15 protein-coding genes are annotated in these 15,835 nt (G+C 56.4%); 8 read left to right on the top strand and 7 right to left on the bottom strand.

Annotation, left to right across the window (positions count from 1 at the left end):
- Positions 1-11: 11 nt before the first annotated feature.
- From R0I78_RS00645 to R0I78_RS00625, 5 genes are all read left to right on the top strand, one after another.
- A complete protein-coding gene (locus R0I78_RS00645) occupies positions 12-233 on the top strand; it encodes a hypothetical protein (RefSeq protein ID WP_317073928.1) in 222 nt (73 codons plus the stop codon).
- Positions 234-374: 141 nt separating this feature from the next.
- Positions 375-2,042 (top strand): energy-dependent translational throttle protein EttA, encoded by a 1,668-nt coding sequence (ettA, locus tag R0I78_RS00640; protein WP_317073927.1) that lies wholly within the window; start codon positions 375-377, stop codon positions 2,040-2,042.
- 126 nt (positions 2,043-2,168) lie between these two features.
- Entirely contained in the window at positions 2,169-2,876 is a 708-nt protein-coding gene (locus tag R0I78_RS00635) for an AzlC family ABC transporter permease (protein WP_317073926.1), read from the top strand.
- On the top strand, positions 2,873-3,184 hold the full coding sequence (locus tag R0I78_RS00630) for an AzlD family protein (RefSeq protein WP_228211439.1): 312 nt from the start codon (positions 2,873-2,875) through the stop codon (positions 3,182-3,184). Before R0I78_RS00635 ends, R0I78_RS00630 begins: the two co-directional genes overlap by 4 nt.
- 92 nt (positions 3,185-3,276) lie before the next feature.
- Entirely contained in the window at positions 3,277-4,758 is a 1,482-nt protein-coding gene (locus tag R0I78_RS00625) for a PLP-dependent aminotransferase family protein (protein WP_317073925.1), read from the top strand.
- A 21-nt stretch (positions 4,759-4,779) separates the two neighbouring features.
- Here R0I78_RS00625 and R0I78_RS00620 read toward each other — a convergent pair whose 3' ends face one another.
- The 4 genes from R0I78_RS00620 to R0I78_RS00605 all read right to left on the bottom strand — a co-directional run bounded on the left by R0I78_RS00620 (position 4,780) and on the right by R0I78_RS00605 (position 9,194).
- The gene (locus R0I78_RS00620) at positions 4,780-5,547 is read right to left on the bottom strand and encodes an IclR family transcriptional regulator (RefSeq protein WP_094277001.1); all 768 of its coding nucleotides are present in this window, start codon (positions 5,545-5,547) and stop codon (positions 4,780-4,782) included.
- A gap of 32 nt (positions 5,548-5,579) precedes the next feature.
- Complete coding sequence (locus R0I78_RS00615) at positions 5,580-5,987, bottom strand: GlcG/HbpS family heme-binding protein (RefSeq protein ID WP_228211441.1); 408 nt, start codon at positions 5,985-5,987, stop codon at positions 5,580-5,582.
- A gap of 74 nt (positions 5,988-6,061) precedes the next feature.
- Complete coding sequence (locus R0I78_RS00610; RefSeq protein ID WP_317073924.1) at positions 6,062-8,014, bottom strand: TRAP transporter large permease subunit; 1,953 nt, start codon at positions 8,012-8,014, stop codon at positions 6,062-6,064.
- Positions 8,015-8,132: 118 nt separating this feature from the next.
- A complete protein-coding gene (locus R0I78_RS00605) occupies positions 8,133-9,194 on the bottom strand; it encodes a TRAP transporter substrate-binding protein (protein ID WP_317073923.1) in 1,062 nt (353 codons plus the stop codon).
- Between the two features lie 198 nt (positions 9,195-9,392).
- Here R0I78_RS00605 and R0I78_RS00600 point away from each other — a divergent pair, with 198 nt between their 5' ends.
- Positions 9,393-11,015 carry a choline dehydrogenase gene (locus tag R0I78_RS00600; protein ID WP_317073922.1) on the top strand — a complete coding sequence of 541 codons (1,623 nt, stop codon included), beginning with the start codon at positions 9,393-9,395 and terminating at the stop codon, positions 11,013-11,015.
- 91 nt (positions 11,016-11,106) lie between these two features.
- Here the strand turns inward: R0I78_RS00600 and R0I78_RS00595 are convergent, their stop codons facing one another.
- Positions 11,107-11,922 (bottom strand): phytanoyl-CoA dioxygenase family protein, encoded by an 816-nt coding sequence (locus tag R0I78_RS00595; protein ID WP_317073921.1) that lies wholly within the window; start codon positions 11,920-11,922, stop codon positions 11,107-11,109.
- Positions 11,923-12,017: 95 nt separating this feature from the next.
- Between R0I78_RS00595 and R0I78_RS00590 the strand changes: the two genes are divergently transcribed.
- The gene (locus R0I78_RS00590) at positions 12,018-12,923 is read left to right on the top strand and encodes a LysR substrate-binding domain-containing protein (protein ID WP_317073920.1); all 906 of its coding nucleotides are present in this window, start codon (positions 12,018-12,020) and stop codon (positions 12,921-12,923) included.
- Positions 12,920-13,666: an alpha/beta fold hydrolase gene (locus tag R0I78_RS00585; RefSeq protein ID WP_317073919.1), complete on the top strand. Its 747-nt coding sequence runs from the start codon at positions 12,920-12,922 to the stop codon at positions 13,664-13,666. Before R0I78_RS00590 ends, R0I78_RS00585 begins: the two co-directional genes overlap by 4 nt.
- On the opposite strand, the gene R0I78_RS00580 is transcribed toward R0I78_RS00585, so the two are convergent.
- Positions 13,663-15,012, bottom strand: a complete 1,350-nt coding sequence (locus R0I78_RS00580) for a Na+/H+ antiporter family protein (protein WP_317073918.1) — start codon at positions 15,010-15,012, stop codon at positions 13,663-13,665. The two genes, R0I78_RS00585 and R0I78_RS00580, sit on opposite strands and share 4 nt — an antisense overlap.
- 132 nt (positions 15,013-15,144) lie before the next feature.
- A complete protein-coding gene (locus R0I78_RS00575; RefSeq protein ID WP_317073917.1) occupies positions 15,145-15,735 on the bottom strand; it encodes a DUF4202 domain-containing protein in 591 nt (196 codons plus the stop codon).
- Positions 15,736-15,835: the final 100 nt, after the last annotated feature.

The raw sequence follows: 15,835 nt of genomic DNA, 5'->3' as shown, positions 1-15,835 counted from the left end.
GAAGTGTACTCATGAAAACCATCAAAATAAGAAAAGGCTTGCTCTCCTGCATTGTTCTGGCTGCTTTGTGGACGCCCCTGCTGGCCTCGGCCGCCGCCATGGACAAACACGCGCAAAATCCCGTCTGGATGGACTGGGCTTTTTTGGGCAATACAGTGGCCTCGGCCTGCCTTACCCGCTGGTGTAATAACCGGGATCCGGAGCTGCTAAAACAGTCCACGAAGGAAGATTAAACAACAGCAGGGGAATGAGGCACTGGCATTCCCCGCCCAGCCAAGTACCATATAGCACCATGGCCCTGCGTTGGCCGCGGGCTGACTCACAGCCTGCCAGAAAGGCCTGTCAACTCACTGATTTATCAGGACAATATAGAAATGGCTCAATTTGTTTACACCATGCACCGCGTGGGCAAGGTGGTTCCGCCCAAGCGTCATATTCTGAAAAATATCTCCCTGTCGTTTTTCCCCGGCGCCAAAATTGGTGTTCTGGGCCTGAACGGCGCCGGTAAATCTACCCTGCTGCGCATCATGGCCGGCATCGACACCGAGATTGAAGGCGAAGCCCGTGCCCAGCCCGGCATCAAGATTGGCTACCTGCCTCAGGAGCCCCAGCTCAATCCCGAGTACACCGTACGTCAGGAAGTAGAAGAAGGCGTGGCCGAAGTGGCCGGTGCCCTTAAAGAGCTGGACGCCGTTTACGCTGCCTACGCCGATCCGGATGCCGACTTCGACAAACTGGCCAAGCGCCAGGGTGAGCTGGAAGCCATCATTCAGGCCCACGACGGCCACAACCTGGACAACCAGCTCGAGCGCGCCGCTGACGCCCTGCGCCTGCCGCCCTGGGATGCCGTGATCGGCAAGCTGTCCGGTGGTGAACGCCGCCGCGTGGCCATGTGCAAGCTGCTGCTGGAAAAGCCCGACATGCTGCTGCTGGACGAACCCACCAACCACCTGGACGCCGAGTCCGTGGCCTGGCTGGAACGCTTCCTGCACGACTACGAAGGCACCGTAGTGGCCATTACCCACGACCGTTACTTCCTCGACAATGTGGCCGGGTGGATCCTCGAGCTGGACCGCGGCGAAGGCATTCCGTGGGAAGGCAACTACTCTTCCTGGCTGGAACAAAAGGATCAGCGCCTGTCTCAGGAAGCTTCTTCCGAAGCTGCCCGCCAGAAGTCCATTCAGAAGGAACTGGAGTGGGTGCGTCAGAACCCGAAAGGCCGCCAGGCCAAGTCCAAGGCCCGTATGGCCCGCTTTGAAGAGCTGCAGAATCAGGACTTCCAGAAGCGCAACGAAACCAACGAGCTGTTCATTCCGCCCGGTCCGCGCCTGGGTGACAAGGTCATCGAGGTGGAGCACCTGACCAAGTCCTACGGCGACCGCGTGCTGATTGACGACTTGTCATTCAGCATTCCCAAGGGTGCCATCGTCGGCATCATCGGCCCCAACGGTGCCGGTAAGTCGACCCTGTTCCGCATGCTGACCAACGCCGAGCAACCGGACAGCGGCAGCATCACTCTTGGGGATACCGTGCAACTGGCCTCGGTGGAGCAGTTCCGCGACGCCATGGACAACAACAAGACCGTATGGGAAGAAGTGTCCGGCGGCCTCGACATGATGCGCATCGGCAACCTGGAGATCCCCAGCCGCGCCTACCTGGGCCGGTTCAACTTCAAGGGCACCGACCAGCAGAAGCGGGTCGGCGAGCTGTCCGGTGGTGAGCGCGGCCGTCTGCACATGGCCAAGCTGCTGCAGACCGGTGGCAACGTGCTGCTGCTCGACGAACCGACCAACGACCTGGATGTGGAAACCCTGCGCGCCCTGGAAAACGCCCTGCTGGAATTCCCCGGCTGCGCCATGGTGATCTCCCACGACCGCTGGTTCCTCGACCGTATCGCCACCCACATTCTCGACTACAAGGATGAGGGCAAGGTGGAATTCTTCGAAGGCAACTTCACCGAATACGAAGAGTGGAAGAAGAAGACCTACGGCGCCGAGTCCATTCAGCCCAAGCGTATCAAGTACAAACGCATCGCCAAGTAAGGCTTGTAGCTGTGCTGCCAAAGGCCCGCATTGAGCGGGCCTTTTTTATTGTTGTGATCCTTCACCTCGCCCTTACTACCCCCTATGGTATGCTGTCTGTTTTACGTCTTCACACACGGAACTTTTATGGACACCTATGCGGCCCAGGCCCAGCTGGACCGGCAGGATATCTGGCAGGGCTTTAAGCAGCTGCTGCCCCTTTCCTTTTTTGTGGCCGCCTTCGGCCTGGCGTTTGGCCTGGCCGCACACCAGACCGGCCTCGGCGACGGCAGCATCGTGCTGATGAGTGCCACCGTGTTTGCCGGAACCTCCCAGTTTGCCGCCCTTGACGCCTGGGGATTGCAGGTGCCGCTGGTACCCTTAATGATTACCACCTTTGCCATCAATGCCCGTCACCTGCTGATGGGAGCCACCCTCTACCCCTGGTTGCGCCATCTGCCACCGGCCAAACGCTACGGCATGATGCTGTTCGCTTCCGATGCCAATTGGGCCCTGGCCATGCAACACTTTCACAAGGGTGAACGGGCTCTTGGCATTTTATTTGGCGGCGGCATGGCAATTTGGGCCTTCTGGATGATCGGCACCTGGCTCGGAATCCGCTTCGGCAGCGCCATTGAAGATCCGGTCAGCATCGGCCTCGACATGGTACTGGGCTGCTTCCTGCTGGCCATGGCGCTGGGTGCCCGCAAGGATCTTCGTACCCTGCTCATCTGGATAGTGGCCGGAGTGAGTTCCATGGCAGCGTACTGGTGGTTGCCGGAAAACAGTCATGTGGTGGTAGGCGCGCTGGCCGGCGGACTGCTGGGAGCAATTTGGATGGAGAAAGGGAAATGATGCTGGAAACCGCCGGCAACGGCACCCTGCTTATTATCGCTGTTATGGCGGTGGTTACCCTGTTCACCCGACTGGGTGGTGTGCTGATCATGTCCGTTATTCCCATTAACCGCCGGGTGCAGAACTTTATCAGCGCCATGTCGGGATCCGTGCTGATCGCCATTCTTACCCCTCAGGCGGTCAACGGCGACGACGGTGCCCGGGCAGCGCTGCTGGCCACCGGCCTGGTGATGCTGGTACTGAAAAAGCCCCTGCCCGCTATCGCCGCCGGCGTGCTGACCGCGGCGCTATGGCGGCAACTGCTATAAGAAAAATGAAACAAAAAGTCTCATTTTAATAAATTATTGGCTATGCTGTGACGAACCATCCCACCACACCTTGCAATGGGAGCACAGTTTATATGCCCGCCTTGTTTCCGCTGGACCGAAACGCCCCTTCAACCCTGCAGCAGCAGGTACGGGAGCACCTGGTTAACGCTATTCTCAACGGCTTTATAGCGTCTGATCAGGCTTTGCCCTCCTGCAGAAACCTGGCAAAAAACCTGAATGTGGCACGTAATACCATCGTCCAGGTTTATGACGATCTGGTTTCTGACGGTTACCTTATTGCCCGCGAACGCCGTGGCTATTTTGTTAATCCCGATCTGCCGGCAGCTCAGCCCGCCACTCCCGGCACCGGACACGGCTCACTCCCTGCCCTGGACTGGACACACCGGCTCAAGGTCAGCCCAGGCCAGCAGCCCAATGCCAGTCTGTCCCACAACTGGCAGCGTTATCGCTATCCCTTTGTCTACAGCCAGCTCGACAGTAGCCTGTTCCCTCTTGACCACTGGCGCAAATGCTGGCGCGATGCGGTGAGTGTGCAGGCCATCAAGGACTGGAGCTCGGATCGCTACGACAGCGACGATCCCCTGCTGCTTGAACAATTGCAACGACGCATCCTACCCGGCCGGGGCATTCAGGCCCACACCAACGAAATCCTGATCACCGTCGGCTCCCAACAGGCGCTTTATCTGCTGGCCCAGCTGCTACTGGATGAAAAATCCTGCTTCGGCATTGAAGATCCCGGGTACCCCAGCGCCGCCCACATCGCCCGCCTGTTTGGTGCCCGGGTACAAAGCCTGGCGGTCGATAAGGAAGGACTGGTCATCAACGACCGCCTGTCCGGCTGCAGTGCTATTTACCTCACTCCCAGCCACCAGTGTCCGACCACGGTTACCCTGCCACTGGAACGACGGCAAGCCTTGCTGGAACAGGCCGAACAACACGACTTCCTGCTGATTGAAGACGACTATGAAATGGAAATGAACGTCGGCAGCCACCCGACCCCAGCCCTGAAAAGCATGGATAGCCGTGGGCGTGTGCTTTATGTCGGCAGCCTGTCAAAAACCCTGGCACCCGGACTGCGCCTGGGCTTTCTGGTGGGCCCGGCTCCGCTGATCCGGGAGGCACGCAACCTGCGCCAACTGATGCTGCGTCACCCGCCACTTAACAATCAGCGCGCCGTTGCTTTGTTTCTGTCGCTCGGCTATCACGACACTCTGGTTCGAAAACTGGCCCGGGAATTTGAACAGCGAGCCCGCTGCCTGAGCGATGCGTTACAGCAACACCTGCCTGACTGCCAGGCATCGTCTATCGGAGGATCTTCCTGCTGGCTGACACTGCCGGCCGGGCTGGACGGTGCGGAGCTGAAAAAACGGGCGGCCGACCATGGCCTGCTGATCATCAGTGGCGACAGCTATCACATAGGAGCCGGGTTGCCGACCAACACGGTCAAGCTCGGCTTCTCGGCCATTCCTCTGGATCGCATCGAACCCGGTATCCGGCTGCTGGCGGAAGTGAAGGCCGAGCTGGCGAAAAAGCTGGAGAAAGAAGGGATATAGTCCAGGCTCAAGGCCCGGATCTTAAAGATCGAGTACCTTTTCCAGTTGCACCGCCGCCCGGCGCAGAGCAGGTGCCCATTCCATCAGGCTGGCAAGCGGCTTACGGGCCGTAGGAGCATGCACCGCCAGCGCTGCCCGCACCTGCCCAACCTCGTCATAAACAGGAACTGCAATAGCGACCATGCCTTCAAACATTTCCTCGTTATCAATACTCAGGGTATTTTCAGCAATCTGTTCCAGTTCCCTTTCCAACCGCTCCCTGTCGGTAATGGTATGAGGTGTATGAGGCTCCAGATTCAAAGCAGACAGCAGCGCCTTACGCCGGTGTGTTGGCATCAACGCCAGCAGAAGCTTGCCGGCGGCCGTGCTGTGTAAAGGCATTCGCGAGCCCGGATGCAGCTGAATGCGCACCGGCCAGTTGGTTTCTATCCGCTCGAAATACAGAAGCTCATGGCCATCCAGCAATGCAATGTTACAGGTTTCACCCAGCTCATCCGCCAGCTTCTGCAGCACTGCTCGTCTTGCCGCACCTACCCCTCTCTGAGCCAGCACACCCAATGCTATTTTACGCAAGCGGGGGCCGGGGCTGAGGTAGCGACCATCCGGTTCTCTCTGCAGTAATCCTTCCTGCTCCAACTGTCCGATAATACGGTGTACCGTCGGCTTGGGCACATCCAGCCGCTGACAAAGCTCGGCCGCGGTGATGGCCCGGTCTTCCTTCAGCATTGTTTCGATCAAGGCAAAGGCACGAAGCAGGGTCGAATTGGTTGTGCTGGCAGCTGTGCTCATAATCCCTCCCGGATGAATGTGACCGCATGTTATCACAGCGCCGCTTGAATACGCTGCGCAAACTGCAGACTGAGAACCTCATCCTCCTCCAACGTCCTGCCACTGACTCCCACGGCACCAATCAGTTTGCCGTCATCAAACAAGGGTTGGCCGCCGGGAAGCGAGGTCAGACCATCATCCTTGAAATCACCCAATGAAAGCTGCTCTTCCAACAGTCGCTGCCGGAATAAAGCCGTCGGCATTTCCATCCTTGATGAGCTATAGGCCTTGCCCATGGCAATTGTAACAAGCCGCTGAGGCGCATCATTCATACGGTATAGATGAACCAGAGAACCGCTGCTGTCCACAATCGCGAAACAAAGTGGCCGCCCGCCGTCTTCGGCAATATGCTCGGCCATAGACAGAGTCACACCTGCCCATGTCATGAAGTTGATATTCAAAATACATCCTGATTCTTTAGTGTGCAGCAAAGCCCAAGCGGAGCCAGAAGGCGTCGCTTGGGCATAATGAAAAATCACAGCAGCAACAGCGAAATTTCCGGTAAATAGGTAATCATCAGCAACACGGCAATCATTACCAACAGATATACCCAGACGGCTTTGGCCAAGCCACCAATGCTGACGTTGGCAATGCCACTGGCCACAAACAAGTTGACGCCCACCGGTGGCGTAATAAAACCAATGGCCAGATTCATCACCATGATGACCCCGAAGTGCACCGGGTTTACTCCCACGGCGGTCACCAACGGCAGTAATATGGGAGTCAGGATCACAATGGCGGCCAACGCTTCCATAAAAATGCCGATCCACAGCAGGAAGATGTTAATCATAATCAGGATGATCAGCTTGCTGGACGTCAGCGCCAGGATAGCCTCGGCAATGATTTCAGGGATCTGCTCTATGGTCATGATATTGCCGAAGATAGTCGCCATGGCCATCAGCACAATAATAATGGATGAAATATTCGCCGCTTCCTGACTCGCCCCCCACAAGCTGCTCAATGACAGCTCCCGGTGAACAAAAAGTCCCACAACCAGCCCGTAGAGTGCGGCTACCGCTGCGGCCTCTGTCGGTGTCATGATGCCGCCATAGATCCCGCCCAGCACAATCACCGGCACCATCAGTGCCCACTTGGCCTGCCAGGCTGCGCACATAAAGGTTTTCAGAGAGCGCTCACGGATTTCACCATGCCAGCCATTTTTTCTGGAAATCAGATAGGCAACCAGCATCAATGCTGCCCCCATGATCAACCCGGGGATAATACCGGCGATAAACAGCTTGCCAATGGATACCTGAGCCGACACGCCATACACCACAAAGGGGTTGCTGGGGGGAATAATCACCCCGATGGCACCGGCACAGGCCACAATTGTCGCGGCAAAATACTTGTCATAACCCCGGGCAATCATGGCCGGAATGGTGATAGAGCCGATGGCTGCGACGGTAGCCGGACCCGAACCGCTGATAGAGGCAAAGAAAATACAGGTCATGATACTGGCCAGAGCCATACCCCCGGGCAACGCCCCCACCAGTTCATCTCCCAACGCCAGCAATCGCCGTGACAGACCACCCGCTCCCATAAAGACGCCGGCGGCAATAAAGAAGGGAATGGCCATGATAGGAAAGGAGTCGATAGACGAGAAAGCAACCTGCGCCAGATAATCTACCGGCAGGGTTCCAGCCCCCAATACCGTGGTCAGCCCCGCCAGTCCCAGAGCAAAGGCAATGGGCACTCCCAATACGAGAAAAAGGGTAAAGTAGCCAAATAACAACAGGGAAGCGCTCCAGTCATCGGAGAGCATGACGGGTAAAAACAGTAACACCGACAGTGCCATCCCCATGGCTACACTCGGCAACGTCATGCCCCTGCTTTGTCGCCACAATGTCTGCAGGGTACGTATGCCCATCAAGCCAAAACCAACAGGCAATATCAGATAAGGAATGTAGTATCCGATTTGCAACGCCGGCGTGGTCTGAGGCATTTCTAATTGCATCCTGACGTAGTCAAGCCCCATATATGCAAACAGGCAAACCAATATCAGAGTACAGAAATCAATCATGACCCAGAGGATATTTTGCCAGTGTGCTGATAGCCGGTTGTGCAATACATCCACCCGGATACCTCCCCGGTTCAGGATGGAGAGAGACACGGCAAGATAGGAAATCCAGATAAAAATGTAGCGGGCCAGCTCTTCGGTCCATACACCCCAACCGACGGCACTTTTTACCCGGACACGCAAGGCCTCGGTATCCAGCCAGTGACCGAACATACGTTCAAAGCCCGGTGTAGCAATCAATTCCAGTAAGGTAGATATGCCATACCTGAAAAAAGTCTGATAATTAATGATGAAAATCATCACTATCAAACCAATAAACAGGAAAGGCTTTTCAACGTTATTAAATATATTTGCCAGTGGATATGCGCTTTTTATTTCCGCCTGGCTGACGCGAGGTTTTAACAGTTCCATAAGGCCGCTCCGGCACAGTCCTTCAGCCAATAAAACGGGCGGACCTTATCATCCCCCCCAGGCTCAACGCCGGCGTCAGTGATCGTGACGCCGGCACTTTTATGCAGAAACGCTGCGTTTACTGCTGGGTTTCCTGAACCAGTTCAAGCAAATCGTCCGGCAGGTTGGCTGCAAATTCTTCAAATACCGGCTTGGTCAACTCGCGGAACCTTGCCTGCTCTTCCTTCGTGGTCTGGTGAATCGCAATCCCGGCATCAATCATACCCTGGCGCGCTTTTTCCTCATTTTCAGGATAGGCTTGCGTACGTTGATAGGTCACCGCTTCCTGAGCAGCTGCTTCAATGACCTCCTGGGCCTCCACCGGCAGGGAGTCCCACCACTTCTTGTTGGCCATGGCCACTTGCATGCCATAGTTGTGCGCAGAGGTGACGGCATATTTCAGATTTTCATGATGTTTGGCACCAAACATGTGAGGGAAAGTATTGCCCTCCGCATCAATGGTGCCCTGTTGCAAGGCGGTATACACCTCACCCCAGGCAATAGGGGCCGGGTTCGCACCCAAGGCTTTTGCTACCGCAACTTCTACTGGTGAGTCAGTCGTCCTCATTTTCAGCCCAGACAAGGAATCGGGTCCTGAAAGCGGCTTGCTGCTGGACACAAAATTACGATAGCCATACTCGGCATACATGATCGGCTGCAGGCCAATGTCATTAGATACCTGCTCAAAGTAAGTATTCAAGGGACCGCCCTTATCCAGGGACTGATAGAGTTTCTCCTGATGCTCGGGGCTGGTGATATAAGGCAGGTCGAACACCTGAAATAACGGGGAAAAGCTCGCCAGGTTGGGGGTCGAGCTTACGCCAATTTCCAGCGTGCCCCGCTGCGCTCCTTCTACCAGCACCCGGTCGCTGCCAAGAATGGCTCCCGGGAACAACTGAACCCGGATTTTACCATCCGATTTTTCCTTCACCAGATCGGCAAACTTCTCATAGGCCTGAGTAATGTGATTACCCGGGGGCGCGGTATGCGCCAGCTTCATCTTGAGCTTGGGTCCTGAGTAATCGGCCATGGCTGCTGAGCTGACCGACATGGCCAGTACGACGGAAGACAAAACAAACGAAACTGCTTTCATAAGATAACCTCGTCCTTGGTTAGAACCACCATTACAAAAAATTAACAACTGAGACTATATTAACCAATCAACATTTGTGTCAACGACAAAACCAATAAAAACGATACAAAAAATATCGAAAAAATAACTACCAAGTTAAAAATAAGTAACTACCATGGGTTCAGTACGTTTTCTGATTGCTTGTAAAAAGGCCCTTCAACCAGGTGTTGGAGACCGTGCCTACTGCAACTTGCCAGGTGATAAGTCATGTCTCTGTATCAAAACCAGGTGTTCGGCGAATTCGACTATATCGTGGTGGGTGCCGGCTCGGCCGGGTGCGTGCTGGCCAACCGGCTCAGTGAAGATCCCCGTATCCGGGTACTGCTGCTGGAAGCCGGTGGCCGGGACAGCAACCCCTGGATCCATATTCCGGTCGGCTACTTCAAAACCATGCACAACCCGGCCACTGACTGGTGTTACCAGACCGATCCGGATGAAGGCATTGACGGCCGACGATTGCAGTGGCCCAGAGGCAAGGTGCTGGGCGGATCCAGCTCACTCAACGGACTGCTCTATATCCGCGGTCAGCACCAGGACTACGACCACTGGGCCGCCCTCGGCAACGAAGGCTGGAGTTATCGGGAAGTACTGCCCTATTTCAAAAAATCTGAATGTCAGTCCAGAGGAAAAAATGACTATCACGGTGTGGATGGCCCGCTTAAGGTGTCCGATTTACGCCTGCGCCGGGAAATTGCCGACCGCTTTGTCACCGCGGCCAGGCAAACCGGCATTCCGGCCAATCCGGATTTCAACGGTGCTGAACAGGAAGGTGTCGGCTATTTTCAGCAGACCGCCTACAAGGGGTTGCGTTGCAGCAGTGCCAAGGCCTTTCTGCGTCCGGCGCTCAAACGCCCCAATCTAACCCTGCTCACTCATGCCCATACCCGCCGCATACTGCTGGAAGGAAAACAGGCGACCGGCATTGAGTTTGAGCATAAGGGCAAACGGCTGCTGGCCCGTGCAACCCGAGAGGTAATATTGAGCGCCGGCGCTATCGGCTCGCCGCAGATCCTGCAATGTTCTGGCATCGGGGATCCCGCACATCTGGCCTCAGTTGGGGTGGAATGCCGTCATGCCCTGCCCGGCGTGGGAGAAAACCTGCAGGATCACCTGCAGATCCGTCTGGTCTTCAGGACCAGCTGCAAAACCCTGAACGATGAAGTTAATCATCCGGTGAAAAAGCTCGGCGTAGGCATGCAGTATGCGTTTTCCCGCACTGGCCCTTTGACCCTGGCCGCCAGCCAGGTGTGTGTGTTTACCCGCTCCCGGGAAGATCTGGAACGACCGGATATTCAGTTCCACATGCAGCCACTGAGTGCCGACAAGCCCGGTGAAGGTGTTCATCCCTTTTCCGCCTTCACCGCCTCGGTGTGCCAGCTGCGTCCCCACAGCCGGGGCCGCATTCGCATTATCAGTGCCGATCCGCACCAGTACCCGTCCATTCAGGCCAACTACCTGTCGGCCGAAGAAGACTGCCGGGTGGCGGTGGACGCCATCAAGGTTGCCCGCCGTATTGCCGAGGCCGAAGCACTGAAACCGGTGATCCTCGATGAGCACGTGCCCGGACGCCAGTACCAGAGCGACGAACAATTATTGGAAGCGGCCAGAAAGTTCAGCCAGACCATTTATCATCCCACCAGTACCTGCAAAATGGGGCAGGATGACATGGCGGTGGTCGACAGCCGGCTGAGAGTACATGGCATTGAGGGACTGCGAGTGGCCGATGCCTCCATCATGCCGGTTATCGTGTCCGGCAATACCAATGCGCCTTCCATTATGATCGGGGAAAAAGCCGCCGACATGATTAAGGAAGATCAACGACACGGCTGATCAAGGCCCAGATTCGAAAACACCAAAATGACAACGGGTTATGCCAAAAGCATAACCCGTTGAAATCTTCATCCAGCAGACCAGCCTGAACTCAGCGCCGCCATACCACCGGGAACCAGTCTTCTCGCATGCGGTCGCCGGTTTGCAGGTTGATGCCGTCAAAGGGTGGTGAAGTAGGTCCGCCCCGGTTTACATAACGCACATCGTCGCCCATAAAGCGGGTGGAAAAGGCCCGGCGGCGATTCTGAGTCTGGTTGCCCGGCGCGCCGTGCACGGTTTTGAAGTTAAACAGCAGGGCATCACCCAGCTCCATTTCCGGAATCATGATCTCGAAATCACCATTGTCGATATCCGGCATCTCCATATAGGGGCTGTCGTCGGTATACCAGGACGCATTGGTGGACCACTTGCTCGGGCGCACCGGCTTGGGCCAGCGGTGGGAGCCCAGTACCACCTGCAGGGCATTTTCTGGGGTGATGGGATCGAGCGGTATCCAGTAACTGCCGGTCTGCTCGCCGTCCACACAGTAATAAGGGTTATCCTGATGCCAGGGGGTGGCCTTGGAGGTGCCCGGCTCCTTCACCAGAATATGCTCGTGAAACACCTGAATGGCGTTCGAGCCGGTGGCCTCACCCACAATGGCGGCACCGGGCGACTGCTCTATCCACTGGCGAAATTCGGGAATACGCTGCCAGTTGCAGTAATCTTCAAAGAAACGGCCGGTATCGGTGCCGGTCACGTTTTCGCGGCCATGCTCACTGGGGTTTTGCAGCACTCGGTCAAAACCGGCACGCAGCGGCTCAATCCAGTCTTTAAATACGCCCTTGATCACGATGGCACCATCACGCTGATAGGCGGCCTTCTGCTCGTCGGTCAGCCAGATATTGCTGGCAATGGCTGTGGTCATGTCCCTCTCCTTCCCCGGTATTTGATGACAGCTCGACTTTAACAGTCTTTTTACATAGCATAAAAATATAGATTTAATATAAAGTGCATAACCTAATGGCTATACCATTTACTTTTCGTCAGCTCAGTTACTTTGTGGCAGTAGCCCAGCACGGCAGCATCAGCCGGGCAGCCGTTGCCCTGCATGTGTCTCAACCCTCTGTGTCCATTGCTATTAATCAGCTGGAAGGTCTGCTCGGCCAGCCGTTGTTTCAGCGCCATCGTGGTCAGGGGGTGAGCCTGAGCCCAAGGGGAGAAACGCTGTTTAATGAAGCACGACATATTCTTACCCTGTCGCACAACCTGCTGGACGACAAACATGAAAATACCGATGACGTGCAAGGCCAGCTGGTGATTGCCTGCTTTCGGGATATAGCGCCCTACTATCTGCCGCGTCTGGTGAGTGAGTTTGAGCGTCGCTACCCCAAGGTCAGAGTCAGTATGCAGGAGCAGGATCTGGCCGGTGTACGGGAGTTTCTGGAGCAGGGCAAGGCAGAGTTGGTGCTGAGCTACGGCCTGAGCCTGCCACCGGAATGTCGCACCCATGTGCTCAATGAGCTCAAACCATACGCCCTGTTGCCGGTCGATCACGCACTGGCGCAACAACCCAGCATCAGCCTGGCGCAACTGGCCGCTGACACCCTGATCCTGCAGGACCTGCCCCTGACCCGGGAATACTTTTTGTCTCTGTTCTGGCACCGGGATCTGCAGCCGGCCCGCATTCATTACACACTGTCGTTTGAAATGCAGCGCGGTCTGGTGGCCCACGGCCATGGCGTGGCGCTGTCGTGCACCCGGCCCGCCGGCGATCAAAGCTACGACGGCGCGGCCATCGCCTGTGTGCCGCTGCATGACGATGTGCCGCCCCAGCGGGTGGTGCTGGCACGGGCTTCAGACTTTCCGCTGTCGTTGCCGGCACGGCTGTTTGTGGAGCAGATTACCGGCAGGACCATGGCACCATGACTCAACCCAGCTGGATACTGTTGCGCGGGCTGGCCCGGGAGTGCCGCTATTGGGGAGACTTTCCAAAGCAACTGGCCACTCGGCTTAACGCACAAGTGCAGTGTCCGGAGCTCTATGGCAACGGCATTTATCACCAGCAAAAAAGTGCCACTTTCATAGCGGATATGGTCGACCAGCTGCGTCGCGAAGTAACTATACGCCGGCCGGTTTATCTGCTCGGGCTGTCAATGGGCGGCATGATTGCCATTGAATGGGCTGCTCGCTACCCACGGGAGGTTACCGGTCTGGCTTTGGTGAACTCAAGCAGCACTCTTAACCCCTTCTGGCTGCGCCTTCGGCCCAAGGCCCAGCTGGAAGTGGGACTTGCACTGCTGATGAGCAGAGCGCAAAGAGAGAGGCTTATCTACCGCCTTACCTGCAATCATCGCCATGATAGCGATACCTTACTGCCAGGCTGGATACACTACGCCAACCAGTATCCCACCGCTCACCGCAACTTTGTGCGCCAGCTTGTTGCTGCTGCCCGCTACCGAGTGCCGGCCAGCAACTTGCCTGTAAATCCGCTTGTGCTGTGTGGCCTGGAGGATCATCTGGTTAATCCATTATGCAGCCAGACACTGGCACAGCACCTGCGTGTTTCCTTGCATCAGCATCCCCGGGCCGGCCACGATCTGCCCCACGATGCTCCTGACTGGCTGCTGAGCAAGCTGGCCCGACATTCAGACCAGCAAGGCTTGGATTAAAGCACCTGTGCCGCTATCCAGCCGAACAGGATCAAAGGAATGTTGTAGTGAATAAAGGTAGGGATCACCGAATCACGAATGTGATCGTGCTGGCCGTCGGCATTCAGACCGGCGGTGGGGCCCAAAGTGGAGTCGGACGCCGGTGAGCCTGCATCGCCCAGCGCGCCGGCGGTGCCTACCAGTGCCAGAGTAGCCAGCGGCGAGAAACCAAAACTGATGGCCAGCGGCACATAAATGGCGGCAATAATGGGAATGGTGGAAAACGAGGAGCCGATGCCCATGGTAATAAACAGGCCCACCAGCAGCATGACCAGCGCCGCCAGTCCCGGATTATTGCCAATCAGCGCGCCCGAGCCGGTCACCAGCTCAGGGATAGCACCGGATGCCTTCATCACGCCGGCAAAGCCCGAGGCGGCAATCATAATAAAGCCGATCAGCGCCATCAGCCGCATGCCCTGAGTGAACACATCGTCCTGATCCTTCCACTTGAACAGGCCGTTCATCGACAGCAAGGCAAAGCCCAGCAAGCCACCCAGCACCATGGAGCCGGTGGTCAGCTGCACCACCAGCGCACCCACTATGGCTACACCTATCATCATCAGCTGTTTGCGGCTGAGCTGCGGCCGGCTGGCTTTATCCTGCTTTACCTCATTCAGTGGCGACTGATAGCCGCGAGGACGGCGATAACTGAACAGCACCGCCACCAGCAGCCCCAGCAGCATGCCCAGCGCCGGCAACAGCATGGCCTTGGGAGCCATGGCAGTGGTTACCTGCATACCCAGCTCTGCACCGGCCTGATTCACGCTGTTGGTGAGAATATCGTTAAGAAAAATGGTGCCAAACCCTACGGGTGTGGTCATGTACATAATGGTAATACTGAAGGTGATCACACAGGCCACGGCACGGCGGTCCAGCTGCAGCATGTTCATCAGCCCCAGCAGGGGCGGCACCAGAATGGGAATAAAGGCAATATGCACCGGCACCACAGTGCCCGATGCCGCCCCCACCAGGATCAGCGCAACAAACAGCAGCCACTTTACACCGCCGGGAGTAGTCTGCTCACCAGCACCACGCCGGGCCCCCACCCAGGCCAGCGCCTTGTCGGATACCATGGCGGTAATGCCGGTGCGCGACAGCGCCACCGCAAAGGCTCCCAAAGTGGCATAAGCCAATGCTACTGTCGCACCGCCGCCCAGCCCCTCATTAAACGACGAAATCACCTGATCCACCGACATGCCGGCCCAGAGCCCGCCCACCAGAGCCGCCACTACCAGCGAAAACACCACAGACACCCGGGCCAGACACAGGCCCACCATTACCAGAATCGCCAGCACAATCGCATTCATCGGATCCTCTCCCCTTTTACTCACATCCTGTTAAGGGTGCATCGGCCCCGACACACAAAAATTATTTAACATTGATAACAAATTAAGCATAAATATAGTTTCTATATGGTTGGCGTAGCCTTAAGGCTATGTTCAGCCTGCCAGTGCCTGTTTGATCAATGCCAGCATGGCAGGCGACAAGGGCAGTGCCAGCGCTGCCGTCTGCCCTTGTGCAGACATTTTACCCCAGGTTTTGGCAATAATGCTCACCACCTTGGCGTCGTCGTGGCCGGCAGCAAAGTCTTCAAGATAAAACTGCAGAAACACCAGACAAATCACATCTTCCAGCAGCTGGACTTCTGCATCCTGCTTCAGGCGTTGCTTCAGCAACAGGGCGCTCACCCGTTGTTGGGCTTTTTGATCGTAACCGGCTTCAGCCATGAGATGGCCGGTAAGATCGGCGTGATATTGCGCCAGTTCACTGCGCCAGCGCTTATAACCGGCTCTGTCCATGGGGTAATCGGAACGGGGAATGGCCCAGCGGCGAATATGCTGAGCCCGGGCGGCAATGTGCAGCAGCTCGCCGGCATCGGGCGCAAACATCTTGAGTTGTTGCGTCATGCGTTCACTGTAAAGGCGCTCTTTGGGCCAGTCTTTTCCTGCAACCGTCTGACGGTTGGGATCCTGCTCATTCACTTGATCAATGCTGCTGATCACTTGCTCAAAACCCGATGATGGCGTCATTTGGCTAATTCCTTGCTCACAATGGCCGCAATAATACCGGCTGCAGCCCGCTTGCTCGAGCCTCAAGCACAAAAAATGCAAAAAATCATTGATGCATTTC

Source organism: Oceanimonas sp. CAM02, from assembly GCF_032842915.1.
GTDB classification, from domain to species: domain Bacteria; phylum Pseudomonadota; class Gammaproteobacteria; order Enterobacterales; family Aeromonadaceae; genus Oceanimonas; species Oceanimonas smirnovii.
This window is presented reverse-complemented; position numbering and strand designations above follow the sequence as displayed.

What these genes read in the sequence shown, in the direction of transcription:
- R0I78_RS00635 (WP_317073926.1), top strand. Translation starts at nt 2,169, where the DNA reads ATGGACACCTATGCGGCCCAGGCCCAGCTGGACCGGCAGGATATCTGG.
- R0I78_RS00620 (WP_094277001.1), bottom strand. Translation starts at nt 5,547, where the DNA reads ATGAGCACAGCTGCCAGCACAACCAATTCGACCCTGCTTCGTGCCTTT.
- R0I78_RS00610 (WP_317073924.1), bottom strand. Translation starts at nt 8,014, where the DNA reads ATGGAACTGTTAAAACCTCGCGTCAGCCAGGCGGAAATAAAAAGCGCA.
- R0I78_RS00625 (WP_317073925.1), top strand. Translation starts at nt 3,277, where the DNA reads ATGCCCGCCTTGTTTCCGCTGGACCGAAACGCCCCTTCAACCCTGCAG.
- R0I78_RS00575 (WP_317073917.1), bottom strand. Translation starts at nt 15,735, where the DNA reads ATGACGCCATCATCGGGTTTTGAGCAAGTGATCAGCAGCATTGATCAA.
- R0I78_RS00645 (WP_317073928.1), top strand. Translation starts at nt 12, where the DNA reads ATGAAAACCATCAAAATAAGAAAAGGCTTGCTCTCCTGCATTGTTCTG.
- R0I78_RS00585 (WP_317073919.1), top strand. Translation starts at nt 12,920, where the DNA reads ATGACTCAACCCAGCTGGATACTGTTGCGCGGGCTGGCCCGGGAGTGC.
- ettA (WP_317073927.1), top strand. Translation starts at nt 375, where the DNA reads ATGGCTCAATTTGTTTACACCATGCACCGCGTGGGCAAGGTGGTTCCG.
- R0I78_RS00595 (WP_317073921.1), bottom strand. Translation starts at nt 11,922, where the DNA reads ATGACCACAGCCATTGCCAGCAATATCTGGCTGACCGACGAGCAGAAG.
- R0I78_RS00600 (WP_317073922.1), top strand. Translation starts at nt 9,393, where the DNA reads ATGTCTCTGTATCAAAACCAGGTGTTCGGCGAATTCGACTATATCGTG.
- R0I78_RS00630 (WP_228211439.1), top strand. Translation starts at nt 2,873, where the DNA reads ATGATGCTGGAAACCGCCGGCAACGGCACCCTGCTTATTATCGCTGTT.
- R0I78_RS00580 (WP_317073918.1), bottom strand. Translation starts at nt 15,012, where the DNA reads ATGAATGCGATTGTGCTGGCGATTCTGGTAATGGTGGGCCTGTGTCTG.
- R0I78_RS00590 (WP_317073920.1), top strand. Translation starts at nt 12,018, where the DNA reads ATGGCTATACCATTTACTTTTCGTCAGCTCAGTTACTTTGTGGCAGTA.